Consider the following 22,280-nt stretch of genomic DNA (forward strand, 5'->3'; position numbering starts at 1 on the left):
TGCATTTACCTTTTGGACACCTACTCCACACTAAAAATAAAAGGACAGCCCCATGGCTGTCCCTTAATCTTTTCAAGTCATTATATGCTCTCTTTACATCTGTTATGCCTATTACACATGTCCTTGCTTAGCAACATCACGCGCCTTGGCCGCAACCTGTTCCGGATCTCCTAAATAAAAGCGGCTGATTGGATTAATGTCCTCATCCAGTTTGTACACGAGTGGTACTCCTGTAGGAATATTGAGCTCCAGCAGTGCTGCCTCATCAATATCTTCCATAAATTTGATCAACGCTCGCAGTGTATTGCCATGGGCTGAAATGAGCACCCGTTCCTTTTTACGTACAAGGGGAACGATGCGGTTTCTCCAGAAATCACCCACACGATGAACAGTATCTTCCAGACTCTCGCCTCGCGGAATATCCTCAGGACGAATACTGCTATAACGAATATCATTTCTGGCATACCGAGGATCATTAAGCTCAAGCAGTGGAGGCCGAACCGATAAACTCCGTCGCCAGAGATGCAATTGTTCTTCACCGTATTTTATCGCCGTTTCACTTTTACTAAGTCCCTGAAGTGCACCATAATGCCGTTCATTCAGCTTCCAGGACTTTTGCACAGGAATCCACAGCAGATCCATTTCATCGAGAACATAGTTGAGTGTTTTGATCGATCGTTTGAGTACCGATGCAAAAGCTAGATCAAATGTATACCCTTCATCCTTCAAAAGCTTGCCAGCAGCCTTAGCCTCTTGAATACCCTTTTCGGTTAAATCCGGATCACTCCAACCCGTAAACAAATTCTGCACATTGTACTGGCTTTCACCATGACGTATCAGTACGATTTCGTACATTTTATCTCTCCTCCCACCTATATGCTCTAGAACTCTGTTACATCATGCAATAGATCACCGTGATAATCTCTAGTATGGGCGTTTTTTGGGCAATTGAATGTAAGATATGCAACAGAATGCAAAATTACCCTCACAGGAGATTTATTCTATTGTATCAAATACAACGAGAGGAACGGTAAATCCTTCAGTTTGCCATGCATAAATGCCTAGCGGCATCCTTAAAAGGACGGTAAGCGTTTATGTCTTATATTTCAAAAAAACCGGAAGCCTGTTGGCCCCGGTTATTTAAAGTCTTTGGTCATATCCAGCGATTGTATACCTGCTCAGTTTAGAACCAGCTATCTATGGCAAAAGCACTCGATTGTTTTAATCTTCTCAAACGGTTTCTAAAAAGCCCTGCGCCTCCACTTTTACAATCGGTGTTGCAGATTCGGCGTCTGATCATCATCCCATGCGTCTCCCCTTCCAAGAAGTTATGTAAATTCTCTGTAAACTAAACTGCAAAGTATTTACCCTTGGATGAAATAACTGAAACAACGAATGCAAATCAGCGGATCTCAGATGGACTTTTTCCGGTATACTGCTTGAACTGACGGCTGAAAAAGAAAATGTCACGGTATCCAAGTGCATCCGCTACCTCAGTAACATTCATCCCAGCGTAGAGCAGCAAATGCTGAGCACGCTCAATCCGAGCTCGAATGACATAAGATTGAACGGAAGAGCCAGTAAGCTCCTTAAACTTAATTGAGAAATACCGAGGCGACAGCCCTGCACGTGCAGCAAGATCCTCTACGCGATGCGAAATCCCGGGATGTTGGCTCACATAATTCGCTATTTCGTGAATAATCTCTGTTAAATGGTTGCTAGCATAACGTTCTACAGGCTTCACTCGGTCCTCCCTAAGCAGATGAATCATTAGTTGCTTTAGAACAAGCTGCCCTTCTTCCTCAGCCGCGTACGTATCCACTAGGAACAGCCGGACGTAACGAGCAAGCAGATGCTCAAATTCAACGGTTTCTGCAAGTACGCGATAGGGCAGCGGAACATCCGTCACCTCTCCGGTGACATCAAAATGAATATATGTAAGGACAAGTGGTCTTTGCGGATTATGAGTAGCGCTAGTATGGTCACCCGGACGGAACAAGAAGCAGCTCCCCTTGCCCACTTGGAAGGGTTCCCCGTTACGAATAACCGTCCCTTCCCCGCTCCATACATAGAATAAATCATAATTTTGCAGCGACTTCTCTCTTTTTTGCCATTTCCAGCTTGGTTCGCACACAATCTTCGCCAAGGCAGGTAATATAACAAAAGAGGATGGCGATGCGTGCAGCATAACGTTCCCTCCCAAAAGTTTTGTTAGCATAATCTACTTGAGTTACTCCGCAAAACTCACTTCGTAAGCATTCACATTGTTTTGTTAGCATAATCTGCTTAAGTTACTCCGCAAAACTTGCATCGTCAGCATTCACTTCGTTTTGCTTCCCATCCCCACCATCATACCTTGTCATGTTGCAGTTTGTACATCTTCCCACGCCAAAAGCAGGCGCTTTATTCCTTCCTCCAGCTCCACAGCATTCAGATGGGCAAAAGCAAAACATGCGGCTGGCTCCCCCGGCGAAACTTGATATAACGCCACATCTCTGAAATCCGTGCCGCGCCTGTGCGCTGCCGCCCGGAATGCCACGAACTCTTCTCTACTGCGTAGCCACCGCGCATATACTTGCAGCCCCGCATCGCCAGGCAGCAGCTCAAACAGCTCATTAAGCTGTTCCGACAGCATCGTCCTAAGGATGCGACCGCGTTCACCATAAATGCGGGTCATCCGACGCAGATGACGGCCATAGCCGCCGGTATTCATAAAACGAGCCAATGCCCGCTGTTCCAGCAGTCCGACTGGTAAAGGCTCATATAGCGCCTTAGCGGCGATCGTCGGCTTTACCAGAGAGGGTGGAAGCACAGCAAAGCCAAGCCGAAGGCCAGAGAACATCGTGTTTGAGAAGGAGCCAATATACACGACCCGTTCTCCGCGATCTAGCGCTTTTAATGGCTCGATTGGACGTCCTGACCACCGAAACTCACTGTCATAATCATCTTCAATGATTACCGCTTCATGTCGCTGCGCCCATTCCAGCAAGATACGCCTCCGTTCCAAAGGGAGCACCACACCTGTAGGAAATTGGCGACTTGGTGTAACAAACAACAGACGCGCATCCCAATCCTCCGGAATTAGACCGCTATCATCCAGCTTTCCTACCAGCAATCGTCCCCCATTGATCTCTACCGCTCGGCGAATCCCATGGAAACCCGGATCCTCGACAACCGCTTCGTTCCCTGCATCCAGCAGCAGCTGGGTCAAAATAACGATGCCTTGCATCGAACCGCTAAACAATACGATATGCTCTACATCCGCACGAATCCCGCGGGTAATCCGCAGATGCGCAGCGATAGCTTTGCGAAGCCCTTCATCTCCTTCGGGAGGACAAGTGCTTTGCAGCATACCGCCTTCTTTCCCTCCAGCATACGTTAGCGCACTGCGCCATTCGGCGTAAGGAAAGTACTCCATCCGCATACCGCCGCTAAGGAAGCTTACAACATTCTTGCTACGCTGCTCATACAAGGGTGTCGGGCGCGTGAGCAGTCGTTCTCCCCATACCGAAAGTGGGATCGTTCTCTCAGATGCAGAGCCTCCCCCAGCAGCATCTGCCGCCTCACCCAAAGTCACATTTTCACGCTTATTATCTCCAGAAGCTGAAACAAAGCTATCTTTTGATACGAATGTCCCTCGTCCAGTCACCGTCCTTACATAACCATCAGCGAGCAACATTTCATACACCTGCGAGACCGATCCGCGCGACAAGTCATAGTGCATAGCCAGACTTCGTGTAGACGGCAGCTGAGTGCCACCCGGGAGAGTTCCCTCCAATATTCCAGCGCGAAGTGCATGATATAACGCTAAATATTTGTAGCGGTGTATCGCCAGATATTGATCGAATGCCAGCGTAATATTCATTGTTTCCCTCCTTGGCCAGCAAGTGGTCCATTAAAAACTATCTTAATTGGTCCTTTTTAATTGTCAACTACTCTACTATTCTTGAAAGAACATCTACATCGGAGCAAATGCTCTACACTCTTAAGAATAAGGACGTGAACCCTATGCGCAGAAAAGAATTTCAAGTAGATCAGGAGGAAGAATTGATCTCTTTTCTAGACGGAATGAGCTTCGGTTTTCTCGGTACAAGCGATGAACAGGGGCTACCGCGGGTGACACCGCTGAATTTTGTATATACAGATGGTTGTTTCTATTTCCACGGTAGTCATGCTGGCGGCAAAATGAAGGCGATCCGCAATCAGCAAAAGGTCTGCTTTACCGTAGCGGATGAGTATGCACTGATTCCGTCTTATTTTAGCGATCCAGAGATGGCCTGCCCAGCAACCGCATATTTTAAAAGTGTTACCGCCTACGGCATAGCCGAGCCCGTCGAAGACATTAGCGAAAAAGCCATCGTACTCTCCTTATTTATGAAAAAACTCCAGCCCGAGGGCGGCTATAATCAGATAGATGCAGAGGACCCTAAATACCGTCCCCGTCTAAAGGGCGTCGCGGTAGTGCGCATTACCCCAGATGAGATCACGGCGAAGTTTAAGTTTGGGCAGAATCTAAAAGAAGAAGGACGTTCCGGGGTCATTTCCGGCCTATCTGAAAGAAATCATCCACGTGATGAAGAAACCATTGAAATGATGAAAAAATACTGCCCCTACCACTCCGAATAATAGATAAGGATAAACCAGTTTCTCGTTCAAAATAAGCGCTACGTATAGTGTAAAACTTAAACTTCCTTAAATTTTAAAAAAACGTATCTTTCCAAGTGACGGTTGCAAGTGGCGGTGATATAATGTTAGGCAATGTTAACAGTATGTATCCCCAAAGAACCCTGGAAGGATGAAACTGATGAATCCACTAGCTGGACAATTAAACGAAAGTATCAAAGCAGGAAATGAACATGTATATGATATGCTCTCTACGCTTGGCAAAGAAATTTACTTCCCTAAGGAGGGTATCCTGAGTCAATCTGCTGAAGCAGGAGCTCACGCCAAGAAATACAACGCAACCATCGGTATTGCTACCGAAGGCGGTGTACCTATGCACCTCGGCGTCATTCAGGATAAACTTTCCGCTTACAATCCTAAGGATCTGTATAGTTACGCTCCTCCAGCAGGTAAACCAGAGCTGCGTACTGTATGGCGTGAAAAGATGCTGCGCGAAAATCCATCGCTAGAAGATAAAACCATCAGCAATCCTGTTGTAACCAACGCCTTGACTCATGGGCTTAGCATTGTCGCTGACCTCTTCGCTGAGCCAGGTGACGCTATCATCTACCCAGATAAGAATTGGGAAAACTATGAACTAACCTTCGGAATTCGCCGCCATGGGGAGACCGTTAACTATCCGCTTTTCACAGAAGAAATGACCTTTAACAGTACGGGTCTTGAAGAAGCTCTACTGGCTCAAAAAGAACGCGGAAAAGCGATCGTTCTGCTAAACTTCCCTAACAATCCTACAGGATATACTCCAGGGATTAAGGAAGGCGATGAAATCGTCGCAGCTATCCTTCGTGCGGCTGAGGAAGGCATTAACGTGGTTGTCGTAAGTGATGATGCCTACTTCGGACTGTTCTTTGAAGACTCACTAAAGGAATCATTATTCGGTAAGCTTGCTCATCTGCACCCACGTGTGCTTCCAATCAAAATTGACGGTGCAACTAAAGAAGAATTCGTCTGGGGCTTCCGTGTTGGCTTCATCACTTATGCCTCGGAAGACAAGGATTTGCTGGCTGCATTGGAGCAAAAAACATTAGGCATCATTCGCGCCACTATTTCCAGCGGTGCACACCCATCACAGACCTTCGTATTGGATGCACTAAAATCTCCACAATTCGAAGAACAGAAGGAAGAGAAGTTCCAAATCATGAAGGGCCGTGCGAATAAAGTAAAAGCGCTGCTCGATAGCGGCAAATACGGCGATGGTGTATGGACGTATTATCCTTTTAACTCCGGCTACTTCATGTGTCTGAAGCTGCATACTGTTTCGGCTGAAGCTCTTCGGCTTCACCTGATTCATAATTACGGACTGGGCACTATCGCTCTCGGTGAAACAGATCTGCGGATTGCTTTCTCTTGTATCGAAGAAGAACAGCTCGAAGATCTGTTTGATCTTGTATACGCAGGCGTTCGTGATCTGGAAAAAGCTTAAAAAATCTTTCATATTCCTTCCAATCAGCTCCGTTTCTACGGGGCTGATTTTTTTCTGGACTCCTCCGGCATTGGCCTATACATGCTTCTCTCTCCGCACATACAATACGATGTACTCAAGTACAACACACACCGAAAGGGGAATGAACATGAGCGAAGAAGTAAGAGGCGGATTTAACGGTTGTTGTGGCGGTGGATTCACAAGCACTGGCGCCATTCTGGTTCTCTTTATCCTGCTGGTAATCATCAGCCGTTCACTCTTTGTCTAACTAAAGATGACAGTCTCGGGAGAGAGCCTTGAGCTCTTTCCCTTTTCCAGTGGTACACCTCATTCCCCACACAAAAAAAGGCTCCCTCATCCGTAGAATCCTCTACTTTTGAGAAAGCCTTTTTTATTTTGAAATAATCTCTTACAAATCCTCATCAACCATCCGTGCTGCTTTGCGGGACAAGTATCCCTTAAACAGAAAGGATACCAGAATCCCTGCTGCAAAGGTACCAATCACTGGTAGTAGGCGGTCGCCTATAGAGGCTAAGAAAGGTAAACCAAGAATCAGTGCCACTACCAGATGCGCGCGGAATACGAATTGCGTTGTGTTATCCGCCTTACTACCTTCAGGAAAGGGATACACTGTCAACCAAAAAGACTCACTATGCAATTTGCGGAGTGCCGACAATTGTACACCAATAATGAACAGGAAGAACAAATAGATGGCTGTACCGAAGTAACTGTCATGGTTCAACCAATTCAGCAGCAAAGCCAGTACCGAAATCCGCATAATGATTCCGAAGATATCTCCTCGGGCGAAGCTTTTGGTCAGCAGATAGCGGTAAGCCGTATCCTTACGCCAAGGCAGCCGAGCCCCCCATTTGGAAAGATAACGACGAGGATATACCCGTTGCTCACGGCCCGGTACATCCACGAACCAACCCAGAACCATCAGGGCGCGTCCACCTTGATTTTTTTCCATGGCGATTAGTCTTTCCCAAGGTACGGCGTGGCGTCCAGGTACGGATAGTGCAACAAGATAGGCTGCTGCTAATAGCGCCATAAATATCAGGCTTCTACCGGCAGGCTGCCACAACCAAGCGGCAATAATTAATCCTCCTACTGCCCAGCGTAAGAAAGTGAATATGCCTGCCATCGGACGCGACAGCATAGCTATCTCTTTCCATAAGCCGTAACTCGCGATTAGCTTCACAGCAATCAGAATCAATATTGTAAATAACAGCCGCTTAGGCGAGTCATCTGTACGTATGTACAACGGCCAAAGGGTAATGAGTACAAATAACAATCGAACAATCTTCCATACGTTCCCACTCACCCACGAAGGTGCGAAATATTCCTTCATTCGATGTCCTTGAGGCAATAGAAAGATCGTATCCGGAGTCTGCAAATAGGTGCGGAAGCTGCTATTTACTGCTGCAGGCAGCAGTATTGCAAGCATAATCCAGCGGATAGGAATGCCTTCAGGCACATTCTGTAACAACGATGTATACCAAGCAGAGAAGACAATCAACACAAAGAGGAAGACCATAGCTACGCCGCTTTGAATGATATATCCCACATAAGGAAGCATACTTCCCATGAATCGACCTCGCCGCGTGCGCCGCAGCTCTTTCAAATCCATATTATTTCCCTCCCTGAACCAGCTCGTAGAACAGCTGCTCCAAAGTCAGCCCCTGTAGTCCAGTGGTTGCCGCAATTTCTGCCAGCGTTCCCTGAGCAATCACCTTACCTCTATGCAGCACAATAAAGCGGTCGCAATAATTCTCAATGGTAGAAAGAATATGAGAGCTAAGCAGAATAGAGGAGCCTGATTTTTTCAGATCCATCATGAAATCAAGCAGAGAGCGAATCCCGAGCGGATCCAGTCCTAAAAAGGGCTCATCGATCACATATAACGCAGGGCGTGCCACGAAAGCGCACATGATCATAACCTTCTGCTTCATCCCTTTGGATAGATGAGTCGACAACGTGTCCATCTTATCTTCCATATGGAACAGCTTGGCTAGATGTAAGGTGCGAGTTTCGTAGTCACTTTGTTCTACCCCATACGCTCTTGCTGTAAATTCAACATGCTCACGTACTGTCATTTCATCATACAGAAGAGGCGATTCAGGTACAAAACTCAAAGCATTGTGATATCCGATGGGATCTTCAGCACGAGTCTTACCCTTTACTGTGATATCGCCCTTATGGGGCGACATCAATCCTAGAATATGCTTCATGGTCGTACTTTTTCCTGCTCCATTTAAACCAATTAAACCAACCATCTCGCCAGGCTGCACCTGAAGTGCAATATCATGCAGCACCGGCTTATTCAGGCTGTATCCACCACTGAGGCCCGTAATTTGCAATACGGGAGAATTATTCATTGACCGTCACCTCTCGGAGTTTTGTCTTTCAACCACTTTGGTGCTCCTTTATTCTTACGGTTCTTCTCACGTTCCGCATTGCTGCTGCGTTTGCTTCGTGCAGGAGTAGCACCTCCACGCGCGCCTGCAGAAGGGTTCACACTGCGCTGAGAATCGCGCTGTGATTCTACGCTTGCCTCACTTGTCTGGATCGTTGCCAGTCTTTTAACAGGTTGCTGCTCTGTGCTGGTTGTAGACGGCTGAGTTCCTGCATTCCCAGATGTTCGCACCTGTGGCTTACTGCTGCGCGGAGAAGAAACATCGCGGCGTTGTCCGCTGCTCTCATTTCGTCCCCGTCCACTATTCAAAGCGTTGCGCGCTTCATCTGCTGCTAGCACCTTGCCACCGACCATTTCCCGCTCTTCAAGGGCAATATCCAGTTCACGCGCAAATTTACGCATAATAAAGGTCTGCTGCTCTGTCACAATCGTTACGGATAATCCGCGTTTTCCCATCCGACCCGTACGACCCGCACGGTGTACATAATGCTCGGAATCAAAGGCAGGATCGAAGCTTACTACCAGTGACAAATTCTCAATATCCAGTCCTCTGGCAGCTACATCACTGGCAACAAGCACACGGAATTTCCCTTCACGGAAACGTGACAGTACATTACTGCGCGTTACTTTATCAGCATCACCGTAAAGTGCGGCTGCGGTCAGTCCAAGATGGTTTAGCTTAGCCTCTACCTCTGCAATATCATCAGTCGCATTCACGAACACAATCGCCTTATCTGGATTGTAATGACGGATGACCCGACGCAGCATGTCTATTTTGTTGCGTTCTTCAGTTACAACGTAATGATGCTCTAAACTCTCTGCTGTCATGACACCAGGAGCAATTCCAACCTCTGCCGGGTTCTTCATTTCACGATTTGCCAAGGCTTTCGTCTCCGGACCAATGGTTGCAGACAGCATAACGAGCTGGCGTGAACGCAGTGCGCTGCTAACAATTTTCGTTACCTCTCCGGCCCCGCTTAGCTGAAACATTTGGTCCGCTTCATCTAGAACGATCGTGCTGACTTCATGCATCTTTAACTTGCGAAGACCAATCAATTCACGAATCCGGCCAGGGGTTCCCACAACAAGCTGTGGATGCTCACGCAGTTTGTCAATCTGGCGTTTGATGGCTGCCCCGCCAATAAGACCCATTACTCGAATCCCACGGTGTTCGCCATAACGTTCCGCCTCACGTAAGATTTGCATCGCCAGCTCCTGTGTAGGGGCGAGCACCAGCTTTTGGACCACCTTCTGCTCCGGGTTGATCGTTTGAAGCAGAGGCAACAGATAGGCCAAGGTCTTACCCGTTCCAGTCTGGGAAGCAGCAATAACATCTCTTCCCTCCAGCAGAAGTGGAATCGTCTGCTCTTGTACAGGGGATGGAGCGTTAATACCGAATTCCGACAATCGGGCAACTAGGTCTTCCTGAATGCCGATAGCCGCAAAAGAAGCTTTATTCATAAGTGTAATTCATCCTTTTCGCTTGAGATAATATCTTCATTATATGCCAAAAAGGCCTCTCCACCAAATGGAAGGCCAATAATGCTGACGGCAGGCTCTATTTTCTGTTCATCGCATTATAAGTAAGCTTGTCCGCCAAGCGAGGAAACAGACCATAAAGCCGAATACCAAACCCTGCCAGACCCGGAAGATCAATCTCTTCTTTGCCAGTTTCCATGACCTTTACGATCTTGGAAGAGACATGTTCTGGTGTCATCATCATCCGAGCTACGCTCTTTTCATAATTGCCGGAAGGGTCAGCCGTTTTGAAAAAATCAGTGGCAATGGGACCAGGGTTCACAGCCGAGACGATGATTCCGCTCTTCCGCAGCTCCTGACGGAGTGCATTCGTGAATCCGAGAACAGCATGCTTGGTGGCTGTATAGGCTACCGATTTGGCTGTACCGATCTTCCCTGCCATAGAAGCCACATTTACGATCTGGCCACTTCCCCGCTCTAACATATGTGGAACAACAGCCTTCGTACAGCGAACAATCCCCATATAGTTAACATCCATCATATCATCAAACTCATGAGGCTCCATCTCTGTAAAAGCGGCGAATTTACCGTAACCAGCATTATTTAGCAAAATATCAATTCTGCCGTAAGTCGCCAAAATTTGAGCAAAGGTCTCTTGTACACCGTCGGCATCTGTTACATCGCATGTATACAGTCCAAAAACGCCCGGAATACCGGCCGCCGTTTCTTTCAACTTCGCTTCGGAACGTGCCAAAAGGATCGGAATCGCACCTTGCTTACTAAGCATTTGTGCGGTTAATGCACCAATACCGCTGGATGCTCCTGTAATCACAACAACCTTATCTTTAAGTACCATAAAAAGTATTTCAGCTCCTAACTCTTGCCTAAGAGATCATCACCTGAATATCCATCTCTCCAACCCCATCCATCAACAATGGAATACTAAGTGCTCTGCGAGGCAAAAAGGACATGCTCTCAAGCTTCATAATTTGGGGAGGACTTATATCCACTGAAACCCCCTGATTATATAGAATCGTACTAGCATTTCCACTGATCATATTGCCCAGCTCTGAAATTGCACTCTGACCCATCTCATCCATCTCCGTAATCACATAGCCGCCCATCATAATCGATACCATTCGCAAGGCTACCTGCTCTGCGATACCAAATATAATATTTCCGCTCAGCTGGCCTGTCATTCCCACTTGAATCCATATATGATTATCGATCAGTTCAATTTCTTTGATGCCTAAATTCCCAGTGGAAGGCGAGACCTGAATCACTTGTTCTATAACTGTCCGTGCAGATTCTAAAAACGGATTAATTACTTCTGCTTTCATGAAAGTCCTGTCTCCCCCTTTATCGTGCTTTAGTCATATACCAAAAGTCCCAAGTAATATGGATTTATTATACTTTATATATCGGCACAATTCAGCAAAAATTAATGTACATGTCGAATTCGAACCCAAGTTTGTTTATGTTGCAACATTGCTCTGTCGGGTATTATCTCCTATAATTTAAATCAAATGCCAACATGGAACGTAATATTTCACCCCATCACTTTCATATTTGCTTGTCCAAAGGAGGTATTCCATGAACATCAGCCAGCTGGAGACACTAATAACGATCTCCAAAACGATGAGCTTTCGCAAGGCCGGAGAACTGCTTAACTTGACCCAACCAGCGGTTTCAGCACAAATCAAGAGCCTTGAAGAAGAGTTCAAAACACAGCTGGTTGACCGGAACCAGCCTGTTACGTTAACCGATCGAGGAACTGTATTTCTGGAGCATGCGGAACAAATTGTAACGATTGTCGAGGAGCTTAAACAGAGACTTGCGGACCTTGAAGATAATCCCCAAGGACATATTATTCTCGGCACTACTACCTCTATCGCCATTCAAATTTTGCCGCGTATTTTGTCCTATTTTAAAGACCAGTTCCCTCATATCAAAACATCTATTTCCTCTATGTCCTCGTCTCAAATTTATCAACATGTCGAGAATGGCATTGTCGATGTCGGCATTGGCTATTTGATCGGACGAAGTCCGAGTATGACTACTTCCATTCTTTATTATGATACATTCGAGTTGGTGGTCTCACCTAGACACCCCCTGGCTCAAGTTAAGACTGCAGGTATAGAAGCCCTAAACAAAACCCCGCTAATTCTGCTCTCACCGGATACAGTGGGCCGTAAATTTGCCGACGAGGTATTCTCCAAGCATGGCATAGAGCCACAGGTAATTATGGAACTGACCAGCAGCGAGGAAGTGAAACGGATGGTAGAACTCGATTTAGGTGCAGCCATTATTTCCAAGCAGTCAGTGACCGCTGAGGTGCGAGCCGGTTCCCTCAAAATTGTGCCTATTATTGAATTGGAAGTCACGCATCCTGTAGGCGTCATAACGAAGTCTGGAAAATACGTGAACTCAGCCATGAGACAGTTTCTCAGTGATCTCAAAGGTATGCCGGAGACACAATTTATTGGGTCTGAATAAAAAACACCCAAAAGTGGAATCGATACTTCTGAGCTAATTGCATAACCTTGTTTAAAGGAGTTGATCTTGATGAAATTTGACCTGCATACACATCATTTTCGCTGTGGCCATGCTGATGGAACGATTAGAGATTATATCGAAGCCGGAATTTCAGCAGGTTTAGGGGTAATAGGCATTTCTGACCACACCCCATATTTCGGAAGCCCTTCCGAGCAAGCTTTTCCTCTAATTGCTATGGGTAAGTCCGAATTCTCAAACTATGTTGAGGAAGTCCTCTCCCTCAAAAAAGAATACGAAGGTGTAATCGACGTTCTGCTAGGTATTGAATCAGACTACTTCCCTGAGCATGCCGAGCTTTACCGCAAAACATTATCCGCCTACCCTTTTGATTATGTGATTGGATCGGTACATAGTGTTGGTGGCGTCAGTATCTTTAACAAGGGTCGCTGGAAAGGGCTTAGCAAAAATGAACAGATTCGTGTGAAGTCTGATTATTATCGATTGATTGCTGATTCCGCCCGCAGTGGCATGTTTCAAATTCTCGGACACATTGATGCGATGAAGGGAAATTATCCTGCTTTTTCAGAAATCCCTGCTCCAAAGCCAATTGATGACTGTCTGCAAGTAATTAGTGAATGCGGCGTGGCGATCGAAATTAATACCTCAGGCGGAACCAAGCTGGTTGGCGGTTGGTATCCATCAGAAGATATACTGGAGCGCGCACATCATTTTGGCGTTGAGGTTACTTTCGGTTCGGATGCGCATAAGCCGTCCCGAGTCGCAGAAGACCTAGATGCGGTAGCTGCACAGCTAAAAGCGATAGGTTTTACACATTGGGTTTATTACAAGCAGCGCGAGAAAATTAAAGTTTCACTGTAAAGATTTCTTTTATTTTGAACAAATGCACCAAGCGTTATTGGTTTAGGGGTGGGGTTACCCTCCGTTAAACCAATCTCCGCTTGGTGCATTGTCGTTTATTTATAGGTTGTCACAGGTAAACCCTTGCTGCTTCAGGGTGCGCTTCGCATCCCCATATTCCGGGTTGATATCGTAAAAATGAGCAATCGTGCTCGTCCAATCTCTCTCCGTTAATCCCTGCTGCTGCATATATTCACGGTGGGTTTGATTATACGCCTCCAGGAGACCTTCCACATCTGGATTGTATTGTTCCTCATGAAACACCGCTTCCAGCGGCAGCCGCGGCTTCTGTGCGGTCTCTTCGGCTGGATATCCGACACAGAGCCCGACGATAGGGAATACGTACTCCGGCAGCTTCAACAGATCAATAACGCCTGCTGTATTGCGCCGGACACCCCCAATAGGGATGATCCCAAGTCCCATGGATTCTGCCGCTGCAATCGCGTTAGCCACTGAGATACCAACATCTGTAGCTCCAACGAGCAGAGCATCTACATCTTTTACCGCTTCAAAAGACTTGCCTTCCATTTTACTTGCTAATTTCGCTCTATAGAAGTCCATGCAGAACACCAGAAAGATGGGGGCTGCTGCTACATGCTTCTGATTGCCGCACAAGACCGAAAGCTGCTGCTTACGCGCAGGATCCTTGATAGCTATAATGGAGACCTGCTGTCCATGAACCCATGAGGGCGCTGCTTGGGCCGATTCGATCATTATCTTTAGCTTATCCGGCTCCACTTGTAGATCAGAATACTGCCGGAAAGAACGGTGATTCATTAACGTCTGTATTACATCATTCAAAATGTTACGCCTCCTTCTCAATTCATTCGACTGTTTGTTAATCATAAACGATCGGATTAGGTCCTGACAAAAAAAAATGGACCCGAATCATCGGGTCCCAAAGCAGTATATTTTTAAAAGGGGGTCATGTACTTAGTTTAACCGGACACTGTTAGAGTTTCATAACGGCATTATTTCATTTGTGTAACAATGTGAATACTTTCATTACATCGTCCAAGGAGCCTACTCTGGGCATCACTCGCTCCAGCATCATGCCGTTCTTAAGCATTACACGTTCGGATCTAATATTATCTCCTCGGCAGCGCCCTTCGATCCGTGTGATCCCAAGCGTATGAACACTGTAATTTAAAAATAAGCCAACCGCCTCTGTCGCCAATCCGCCTCCCCAGTACGCCGGGTCTAGCATATATCCTAACGTGGCCTTGCCCTCACGGCGGTTCCAATGCTGTAAAGCAACAATACCGATCAACTTCTGCTGCTCCTTTAAATAGATACCCGCATGTAACGCGCAAGGATCGAATGCGAATAACATCCGGTTCACCAGCTTCTCCACCTGAGCAAGGTCTGATCCAGCTCCGGTGCGTATTTGAATATGAGCCTGCACTTCTGGGTGGGAGAGCAGTTGCTGCAAATGACAGGCATCCTCGGGCTGAATCATCCTAAGGTCAACCGCCACACCTTGTTGCGCCTGGAACGATACTGCCTCATAAGTGCTCATACTCTCTCCTCCTCCATGCCGCTAAAATATCAGCCTATTCATCCGATGAATGGCGCAATGTCAGCACCGTTAACTCAGGCCTACATAGAAAACGAAAAGGCATGACTGTTTCGCCAAAACCTCTATTCACATACACTGGCATGCGCTTGGTATCTGTATAATACAATCCATTTATGTACTTTTGAGACCCATAAGGGGTGAATGGCGCACCTACAAACGGCAGGCGAATCTGTCCTCCATGGCTGTGCCCGGATAGCTGTAGATGAAAGGAATGAGCCTGTGCTATATCAGCATAATCCGGTTCATGCATCATCAGAACGGTAAAGGTTCCTGCAGGTACACCCTTGAGTGCCTTCACAGGGTCAGGCTCGCCATGCAGCAGATCATCCAGTCCGGTCACAGCCATAACTGCCCCGCCTCTTTTCAGAAGATAAGATTCATTCCTTAGCACCCGGAAACCAGCAGATGTAAACAACTCGATAATCCGCTTCGTATTCTTGAAATCATGGTTGCCTAGCACCGCATATTTTCCTAGTGGAGCATTCAGCTCTGCCAATACAGGTATGGCATCTACAAGATCCTCAGGGTTGCTGTCCACGATGTCACCTGTAAAGCATATAAGATCCGGTTCCTCCTTAGCGATACGTTCTGCAAGTCGAGCCAGATCACGGGCATCCTTATTAAACCCAAGGTGAGTATCACTGAAATGGACAACCTTCATGCCTGAAAAAGCAGAGGGAATATCTTTGAAGGACAACTTCAGCTTAGTAACCTGAATCCAGTTGGGCTCCCCTTGCCAAGCGTAACCACTTGTGAGCAAGCCTGCGCCGATTACAGTAGCCGCACCTCGAACCAGGAATTGCCGTCGGGTCATTGTTGTCTTGCCCTTAGATCGACGTCCAGAGGCACTAGAGTGGGTGCCTTTACCTGAATGATTATTTTTCTTATTGGGAGAAGCCCCAGACGATTGTATCTTCATACGGAGTTTCTCCTTCCCTTCAGCTTTCGTTTAGAGCCGTCAGTACAATTCTACATTCTTCCTCTGGCGTATCACGGTATGCGGGTGCGATGCCTCTATTAGCAATTTCTGATCGTTGGACTCGTTTCAGCATAAAGGCTACTTCCACCGTCTTCTTAAAGGGAAAAGGATCCAGCACTAACGTTGACTTATCTTTCCACTCCACGGTTATCGTACGACCTGACGTAAAACTGAAATCTTCACTGCCAGAGAATCCTTCACGCCACCATGGATGCTCCTCAGATTTCGGGCTACCCGGTTCATTTAAAGCCAAATATAGAGATAAGTCATCGCAGAATTCCAAAAGACGGGCATCATAATACAGCTCATCCTCACCAATAGGTTTAGATACTTCCAGTTCTCGGTGAATACGGGATCTACGTTCCTCTTCATGCTCTTGATATAAAGTCAGTTCTGGATAATCCAGTCCCGAAATCTTAATGAGTCGTTCAAAATGCAAGCTGCACAAAAGCGCTCCATAAGGTGTCCGCGCCTCGATCTCATCAAGTCCTCGCTTATAAAAGGTCAGCTTCGGCACTACAGGAAAATCAATAAAGCTGTAAGGCGCGTGTTCCGCATCGTTCCAAAAGGGCGTCTCATCCAGATCAATCCAGCCCCGGTCATGTTCAGCTACCGCCCAAAGCACCTCATCCCGGCGTCCTTCTTCTGGCACATGCTCTTCCTTAAACCAAATGGCAAGCTCTCCAGCTAACTTCCCGTGATCATGCTGTTTAACCATTACAATTGCTCCATCATGCTCCCGACAAATCACGATTATTCCTCCCTGTTGTTCCACACCTAACGTACGTTAACAATGGATATTATAGCATATGCTATTCATTCTTCTGAGCTAGACGAATTTCCTATTCCCTACCAATTATAAACAAAAAAGCTATCCTCAGCGAATATAAATCCACCATTGAGGATAGCTCAATATTAAAGATCCGGCGGTACTACTTATTACACACCTAACCAGCGTTTGAACATATGTTTTGTCGTCTGCTTATTAATTTCTGCAATGGAGGTGGTAAGAGGAATACCTTTTGGACAAGCGCGCACACAGTTCTGTGAGTTACCACAACCGTCAATACCGCCATCATCCATCAATGCGTCCAATCTTTCATCCGCATTCATTTCACCCGTAGGATGAGCATTGAACAGGCGTACTTGAGAGATGGCTGCGGGTCCGATGAAATCCGTCTTCTCGTTGACATTCGGACAAGCTTCCAAGCATACGCCGCAAGTCATACACTTAGATAATTCATAAGCCCATTGCCGTTTCTTCTCCGGCATACGTGGTCCCGGCCCAAGGTCATACGTACCATCGATTGGAATCCAGGCCTTTACTCGTTTCAGTGCGTTGAACATCCGGGTACGGTCAATCACTAAGTCACGCACCACCGGAAATGTCTTCATTGGCTCAATGCGTACAGGTTGTTCCAGATTGTCTATAAGCGCTGCGCAGGCTTGGCGAGGTTTGCCGTTGATCACCATCGAGCAAGCTCCGCATACTTCTTCTAGACAGTTGGAATCCCAGCATACCGGAACGGTGCTGTCACCTTTGGCATTCACAGGGTTACGCTGAATTTCCATCAAAGCACTGATTACATTCATACCCGGACGATAAGGGAGCTCAAATTCCTCAACATAAGATGAGCTTTGTGGATCGTCCTGGCGGGTGATGATAAACTTTACGTTTTTGGGAGCTGTAGCAGTTTCCGCCATAATGGTTCCCTCCTCAAATTGCCTAATTTTATTTCATTAAGCTTGCCTCGCAAGCTGTTTCACTGCTGGAAAGATTAATCCTTCGAATAATCACGGACCCGTGGAGGGATCAGTGAGACATCGACTTCGTCGTAAGAGATTTGCGGACCGTCTGCAGTCCAAGCTGCTTTCGTGGTCTTCAAGAATTCCTCATCATTACGATCCGGGAATTCCGGTTTGTAATGAGCGCCGCGGCTCTCATTGCGCATAAGCGCTCCCAGTGTCATCGCTTCGGACAGCTCCAGCATGTTCCATAGCTGACGGGTGAAAGCTACACCTTGGTTATTCCAGCGTGACGTATCGTTCATATTGATATTGCGATAGCGTTCTTTAAGCTCTTTGATTTTGCCAATGGTCGCTTCCAGCTTCGGATTGTGCCGTACAACCGTCATATTGGCGGTCATCCATTCGCCCAGTTCCTTGTGAATCACATAAGCATTCTCTGTACCTGACATCGCTAGCAGAGACTCATATTTGTCCGTCTGCTTTTTGTGGAAGCTATCATAGACAGAAGAAGAGATATCTTGTGACGATTTCTTCAGACCTTTGATGTATTCAACAGCCTTTGGTCCAGCAACCATACCACCGTAAATGGCAGATACCAGAGAGTTAGCGCCTAGACGATTCGCTCCATGATATTGGTATTCACATTCGCCTGCCGCAAACAGACCAGGAATGTTTGTCATTTGGTTGTAATCAACCCACATACCGCCCATGGAATAGTGCACAGCCGGGAAGATTTTCATCGGTATTTTACGAGGGTCATCCCCCATGAACTTTTCGTAAATTTCAATAATCCCGCCAAGCTTCACGTCCAGCTCTTTCGGGTCCTTGTGAGAGAGGTCCAAATACACCATGTTCTCACCGTTAATGCCCAGCCCTTGATCCACACACACATTAAAAATCTCACGTGTAGCAATATCGCGCGGCACCAAGTTACCGTAGGCTGGATATTTCTCTTCAAGGAAATACCACGGCTTTCCATCTTTATAAGTCCAGATGCGGCCGCCTTCACCACGTGCTGATTCCGACATTAAGCGGAGCTTGTCATCTCCTGGAATAGCCGTTGGGTGAATCTGGATAAATTCTCCGTTGGCATAATGTACGCCCTGTTGGTACACCGCACTTGCTGCTGTGCCTGTATTAATTACGGAGTTCGTTGTTTTACCAAAAATAATACCAGGCCCGCCGCTAGCCAAAATAACAGCGTCTGCAGGAAAAGTCTCAATCTCCATCGTCTTGAGATTCTGGGCACTTATGCCGCGGCATACACCTTCGTCGTCGACGATGGCCGAGAGGAACTCCCAGTTCTCACGTTTCGTTACAAGACCTTCGGACTCCCAGCGGCGCACTTGCTCATCCAGCGCATACAAAAGCTGTTGGCCTGTCGTTGCGCCAGCAAATGCAGTGCGGTGACGCTTCGTTCCGCCGAAACGACGGAAGTCGAGTAATCCCTCAGGTGTGCGGTTGAACATTACGCCCATCCGGTCCATAAGGTGGATGATACCCGGTGCTGCTTCACACATCGCCTTGACCGGTGGCTGATTCGCCAGGAAGTCACCGCCGTAAACGGTATCGTCGAAGTGCTCCCAAGGAGAGTCGCCCTCCCCTTTCGTATTTACCGCGCCGTTGATGCCGCCTTGCGCACAAACGGAGTGTGATCTTTTTACAGGCACTAATGAGAATAATTGAACATGCGCACCGGACTCCGCCGCCTTGATGGTAGCCATCAGGCCGGCCAGACCGCCACCCACGATAATGATATTTGCTGTTGCCATGATAGTTCACTCCCTTTATTGAAAATATCAGAAAGGATTCTGGAATCTAGTCCTGAGAGGATAATTACTTAGATGAAAGTCTTTATGGACTGAGCTATGGAAGCTGCGGTTTGAAATTCAGCATCACGGAAAGTGACTAGCGAAATGAGGAACATAAACGTTACAAGAACAAATATACCGAGACAAAGGTAAGAGGATACCCGCTGTGAACGAGGTCCTACCGTGATTCCCCAGCTGATCAAGAAAGACCATAGGCCGTTTGAGAAGTGAAAGCATGCTGCAACGATACCGATAATGTACAGTGTCAACATCAGTGGTTGAGTCACGATATCATGCATCAGACCGCCCAGCTCTTCATGCTCAACACTACCAACTGCCACCTGAACCCGGGTTTGGAACAAATGCCAGACTATGAAGATAAAGGTAATAATTCCTGTAATGCGTTGCAGCGTATAACGCCAGTTTCTTTCAATGTTGAAACGGTTCAAGTTCGGCTTGGATTGATAGGCAATATACAGTCCATATACGCCATGGTACAGCAGAGGTAGCCATATACCGAACAATTCCAGGAAGAAGACAAGCGGCAGGCTATTCAGCCATATCACGCTGTCAGTGAAACCGGAAGCGCCACCCTCTACAGCCGCAAAATTCGTCATCATGTGCTCAATGAAGAAAGCTCCAAGCGGGATAACGCCTAGCAAGGAATGAATCTTTCTGGAATAAAATCCTTTCATACAAAGTAACCCCTTTCCGATTAAAACAGCGTTTTCATTATTGTGTATTCACCGCCGGAACTACATTTGACACAGGATAACGTAGAATATGTCATGACAAAACGTCTATATTTACCGCTATCCTTGGTTTTCCGGACTTTGTTTTCTTTTTCACAAAATGTGAATATCTTGTGTCACTTTTCATGTTACTCCTTTTTCCCTTATAAGGGAATTGCAATCTAATTATTAAACGTTATACAATAAACGCATAAGAATAGATTTTATATGATAATAATTCTCATTTAGAGAAACAACATTTTCCGACAAATCTTTTATTTCCTTATGGAGCAAGAAGTATTGTCTTCATGGCTATGAATTTCATCACTACTGTTTATAGATTGCACTACGAGAGGATCATAAATATGTTTGACGATTTAGATGTTTTTGCAGCGGTTGTGGAGCACTCCAGCTTGAATCGGGCCTCCCGCCAGCTCAATCTGTCCCAACCTGCCCTATCTCGTAAAATCTCCAAGCTGGAAGAACGACTGGGTGTCGCGCTATTTAATCGTTATGGCAAGCGTCTGGAGTTAACCGAGGTTGGGCGTCTTACTTATTCCTACGCACTTGAACAACGGCAGCAGCGCTCTAAATTTCTGGAGGCATTGTCAAAATACAAAGAAGGCGAGCCTAAGCTCGTCACCTTAGGGGCGTCACTTACCTCACTGCAGACCACTCTGCCTCCACTAGTTAACGCATATATGGAGAAATACCCAACTGCGGAGCTGAAGCTAATCACAGGCCGAACACATGAAATTGTCTCCTCTGTCAGTGAAGGAAAGTCAGATATAGGTCTGATCGCTTCCTCTATTCAAGAACCTGGACTGCGCTGTATTTCTCTGTTTGAGGATCAACTTCGACTGGTTGTTTCTGAGCATCATCCTCTGAATCAATCTACCAAGCTAACCATGGATGATCTGTCCCGACTGCCTATGATCCTGTTCTCCAAAGGCACCTGGTACCGACGTCTAACAGACGATCTGTTCCAGCGCTGTGGAATTGATCCAGACGTTCGGATGGAGATTGACTCCTTCGAAGCCATCGTGCGGCTGCTGCCGACAGTCAATGTGGCAGCGTTACTGCCCAAGTCTTATCTGCGTCCGCAGCTGTTAAACGGCGGTGGGCTGGTCTCTCTGCATATTAAGGAGCTGGAGCAGACTCAGCGAACTACCTGCCTGATTTACCGTGACGATGGGAGCCTGAGCACAGCGGCCCGCAGCCTCGTGCAGGTCACAGAAGAGATGTTTCTAACGGAACGAGAGAAATAGTACATACCTCTGCGTGCAGCCTTAATTAAAAAAAGCCCTCCGTCCCATGTAAAGGACGGAGGGCTTTTCTATTTAATCTTGGTTTACAACTTCATCCTCAAATCGATCAATACTTTCATTAGAACCAATGAGTACCATAACGTCGCCCTCACTCAAATGATCATGTGCCGTTGGAGCCACTATAATTCCACTTTCCCGGTTCAGGGCAACAATACTGCAGCCATATTTCGCTCTTGTATTTAAATCTGACAAGCTTTTCCCGTTCATGCAAGACGGAACGGTTAGCTCGACGATTTTATAATCCTTGGACAGTTCAATATAATCCAGCAAATTGGGTGTCACGAGCTGATGTGCTACACGAATGCCCATATCCCGCTCCGGAAAAATAACCCGGTCCACGCCCAGCCTGGACAACGCACGACCATGAAGGATCGAGATCGCCTTGGCTACCACTTGCTTGACTCCAATCTCTTTTAACAAAATCGCAGCCAGAATACTTCGTTCCATATTGTCACCAATCGCTACAATCCCACAGTCAAAGTTCCGTACGCCGAGCGAGCGCATAATTCCTTCATCTGTAGCATCAGCCACTACCGCATGCGTCAGGTGATCGCTCATTTCCTCCACACGCTCCTCATGGTGATCAATGCCGAGCACCTCGTAGCCCATTTCCATCAGCTCAAGTGCAAGGCTTGAGCCAAAGCGGCCTAACCCGATTACTACAAATTGCTGTGCTTTCATTTCGGAT

22 protein-coding genes are annotated in these 22,280 nt (G+C 46.8%); 6 read left to right on the plus strand and 16 right to left on the minus strand.

Annotated features, from left to right (window positions below; all coding sequences use genetic code 11):
- Positions 1 to 111: 111 nt before the first annotated feature.
- The 3 genes from gpmA to MHI27_RS25730 all read right to left on the minus strand — a co-directional run bounded on the left by gpmA (position 112) and on the right by MHI27_RS25730 (position 3,865).
- Positions 112 to 855 (minus strand): 2,3-diphosphoglycerate-dependent phosphoglycerate mutase, encoded by a 744-nt coding sequence (gene gpmA / locus MHI27_RS25720; protein WP_042191518.1) that lies wholly within the window; start codon positions 853 to 855, stop codon positions 112 to 114.
- Positions 856 to 1,402: 547 nt separating this feature from the next.
- Entirely contained in the window at positions 1,403 to 2,188 is a 786-nt protein-coding gene (locus tag MHI27_RS25725) for an AraC family transcriptional regulator (protein WP_042191520.1), read from the minus strand.
- 171 nt (positions 2,189 to 2,359) lie between these two features.
- The gene (locus tag MHI27_RS25730) at positions 2,360 to 3,865 is read right to left on the minus strand and encodes a PLP-dependent aminotransferase family protein (protein ID WP_405174981.1); all 1,506 of its coding nucleotides are present in this window, start codon (positions 3,863 to 3,865) and stop codon (positions 2,360 to 2,362) included.
- A 143-nt stretch (positions 3,866 to 4,008) separates the two neighbouring features.
- On the opposite strand from MHI27_RS25730, the gene MHI27_RS25735 reads away from it, so the two are divergent.
- The 3 genes from MHI27_RS25735 (at position 4,009) to MHI27_RS25745 (ending at position 6,374) form a co-directional block, all read left to right on the plus strand.
- Positions 4,009 to 4,626, plus strand: coding sequence for a pyridoxamine 5'-phosphate oxidase family protein (locus tag MHI27_RS25735; RefSeq protein WP_042191524.1), 618 nt, complete (start codon positions 4,009 to 4,011; stop codon positions 4,624 to 4,626).
- Between the two features lie 178 nt (positions 4,627 to 4,804).
- Positions 4,805 to 6,106 carry an aminotransferase class I/II-fold pyridoxal phosphate-dependent enzyme gene (locus MHI27_RS25740; RefSeq protein WP_405174982.1) on the plus strand — a complete coding sequence of 434 codons (1,302 nt, stop codon included), beginning with the start codon at positions 4,805 to 4,807 and terminating at the stop codon, positions 6,104 to 6,106.
- 148 nt (positions 6,107 to 6,254) lie between these two features.
- Complete coding sequence (locus MHI27_RS25745) at positions 6,255 to 6,374, plus strand: YjcZ family sporulation protein (protein ID WP_212567871.1); 120 nt, start codon at positions 6,255 to 6,257, stop codon at positions 6,372 to 6,374.
- A 141-nt stretch (positions 6,375 to 6,515) separates the two neighbouring features.
- Here MHI27_RS25745 and MHI27_RS25750 read toward each other — a convergent pair whose 3' ends face one another.
- From MHI27_RS25750 to MHI27_RS25770, 5 genes are all read right to left on the minus strand, one after another.
- Complete coding sequence (locus MHI27_RS25750; RefSeq protein WP_076285231.1) at positions 6,516 to 7,736, minus strand: ABC transporter permease; 1,221 nt, start codon at positions 7,734 to 7,736, stop codon at positions 6,516 to 6,518.
- A 1-nt stretch (position 7,737) separates the two neighbouring features.
- The gene (locus MHI27_RS25755) at positions 7,738 to 8,484 is read right to left on the minus strand and encodes an ABC transporter ATP-binding protein (protein WP_076285232.1); all 747 of its coding nucleotides are present in this window, start codon (positions 8,482 to 8,484) and stop codon (positions 7,738 to 7,740) included.
- Positions 8,481 to 9,983: a DEAD/DEAH box helicase gene (locus MHI27_RS25760; protein WP_405174983.1), complete on the minus strand. Its 1,503-nt coding sequence runs from the start codon at positions 9,981 to 9,983 to the stop codon at positions 8,481 to 8,483. The genes MHI27_RS25755 and MHI27_RS25760 overlap by 4 nt, the downstream gene beginning before the upstream one ends.
- A gap of 97 nt (positions 9,984 to 10,080) precedes the next feature.
- Positions 10,081 to 10,857 (minus strand): SDR family oxidoreductase, encoded by a 777-nt coding sequence (locus MHI27_RS25765; RefSeq protein WP_076300333.1) that lies wholly within the window; start codon positions 10,855 to 10,857, stop codon positions 10,081 to 10,083.
- Between the two features lie 28 nt (positions 10,858 to 10,885).
- Positions 10,886 to 11,341 (minus strand): chemotaxis protein CheX, encoded by a 456-nt coding sequence (locus tag MHI27_RS25770; protein ID WP_042130872.1) that lies wholly within the window; start codon positions 11,339 to 11,341, stop codon positions 10,886 to 10,888.
- 253 nt (positions 11,342 to 11,594) lie between these two features.
- On the opposite strand from MHI27_RS25770, the gene MHI27_RS25775 reads away from it, so the two are divergent.
- Both MHI27_RS25775 and MHI27_RS25780 read left to right on the plus strand, forming a co-directional pair.
- Positions 11,595 to 12,497, plus strand: a complete 903-nt coding sequence (locus tag MHI27_RS25775) for a LysR family transcriptional regulator (protein ID WP_042191539.1) — start codon at positions 11,595 to 11,597, stop codon at positions 12,495 to 12,497.
- 69 nt (positions 12,498 to 12,566) lie between these two features.
- Positions 12,567 to 13,376 (plus strand): histidinol-phosphatase, encoded by an 810-nt coding sequence (locus MHI27_RS25780; RefSeq protein WP_149644990.1) that lies wholly within the window; start codon positions 12,567 to 12,569, stop codon positions 13,374 to 13,376.
- Positions 13,377 to 13,475: 99 nt separating this feature from the next.
- On the opposite strand, the gene MHI27_RS25785 is transcribed toward MHI27_RS25780, so the two are convergent.
- The 7 genes from MHI27_RS25785 to MHI27_RS25815 all read right to left on the minus strand — a co-directional run bounded on the left by MHI27_RS25785 (position 13,476) and on the right by MHI27_RS25815 (position 20,228).
- On the minus strand, positions 13,476 to 14,216 hold the full coding sequence (locus tag MHI27_RS25785) for an NADPH-dependent oxidoreductase (protein ID WP_076285237.1): 741 nt from the start codon (positions 14,214 to 14,216) through the stop codon (positions 13,476 to 13,478).
- Between the two features lie 175 nt (positions 14,217 to 14,391).
- The gene (locus tag MHI27_RS25790) at positions 14,392 to 14,934 is read right to left on the minus strand and encodes a GNAT family N-acetyltransferase (RefSeq protein ID WP_405174984.1); all 543 of its coding nucleotides are present in this window, start codon (positions 14,932 to 14,934) and stop codon (positions 14,392 to 14,394) included.
- A gap of 34 nt (positions 14,935 to 14,968) precedes the next feature.
- Entirely contained in the window at positions 14,969 to 15,913 is a 945-nt protein-coding gene (locus MHI27_RS25795) for a metallophosphoesterase (RefSeq protein WP_405174985.1), read from the minus strand.
- 19 nt (positions 15,914 to 15,932) lie between these two features.
- Positions 15,933 to 16,724 (minus strand): DUF3891 family protein, encoded by a 792-nt coding sequence (locus MHI27_RS25800; protein ID WP_341051834.1) that lies wholly within the window; start codon positions 16,722 to 16,724, stop codon positions 15,933 to 15,935.
- A gap of 188 nt (positions 16,725 to 16,912) precedes the next feature.
- Positions 16,913 to 17,677, minus strand: a complete 765-nt coding sequence (sdhB, locus tag MHI27_RS25805) for a succinate dehydrogenase iron-sulfur subunit (RefSeq protein WP_042191549.1) — start codon at positions 17,675 to 17,677, stop codon at positions 16,913 to 16,915.
- Between the two features lie 74 nt (positions 17,678 to 17,751).
- Positions 17,752 to 19,494 carry a succinate dehydrogenase flavoprotein subunit gene (gene sdhA, locus MHI27_RS25810; RefSeq protein WP_042191550.1) on the minus strand — a complete coding sequence of 581 codons (1,743 nt, stop codon included), beginning with the start codon at positions 19,492 to 19,494 and terminating at the stop codon, positions 17,752 to 17,754.
- Positions 19,495 to 19,562: 68 nt separating this feature from the next.
- Complete coding sequence (locus MHI27_RS25815) at positions 19,563 to 20,228, minus strand: succinate dehydrogenase cytochrome b558 subunit (RefSeq protein ID WP_042130879.1); 666 nt, start codon at positions 20,226 to 20,228, stop codon at positions 19,563 to 19,565.
- Positions 20,229 to 20,629: 401 nt separating this feature from the next.
- On the opposite strand from MHI27_RS25815, the gene MHI27_RS25820 reads away from it, so the two are divergent.
- Positions 20,630 to 21,532 (plus strand): LysR family transcriptional regulator, encoded by a 903-nt coding sequence (locus MHI27_RS25820; RefSeq protein ID WP_042191552.1) that lies wholly within the window; start codon positions 20,630 to 20,632, stop codon positions 21,530 to 21,532.
- A 72-nt stretch (positions 21,533 to 21,604) separates the two neighbouring features.
- On the opposite strand, the gene MHI27_RS25825 is transcribed toward MHI27_RS25820, so the two are convergent.
- Positions 21,605 to 22,273 carry a TrkA family potassium uptake protein gene (locus MHI27_RS25825; protein WP_042191554.1) on the minus strand — a complete coding sequence of 223 codons (669 nt, stop codon included), beginning with the start codon at positions 22,271 to 22,273 and terminating at the stop codon, positions 21,605 to 21,607.
- Positions 22,274 to 22,280 lie beyond the last annotated feature (7 nt).

It is taken from the genome of Paenibacillus sp. FSL H8-0261 (assembly GCF_045040645.1).
Lineage (GTDB): Bacteria > Bacillota > Bacilli > Paenibacillales > Paenibacillaceae > Paenibacillus_AQ.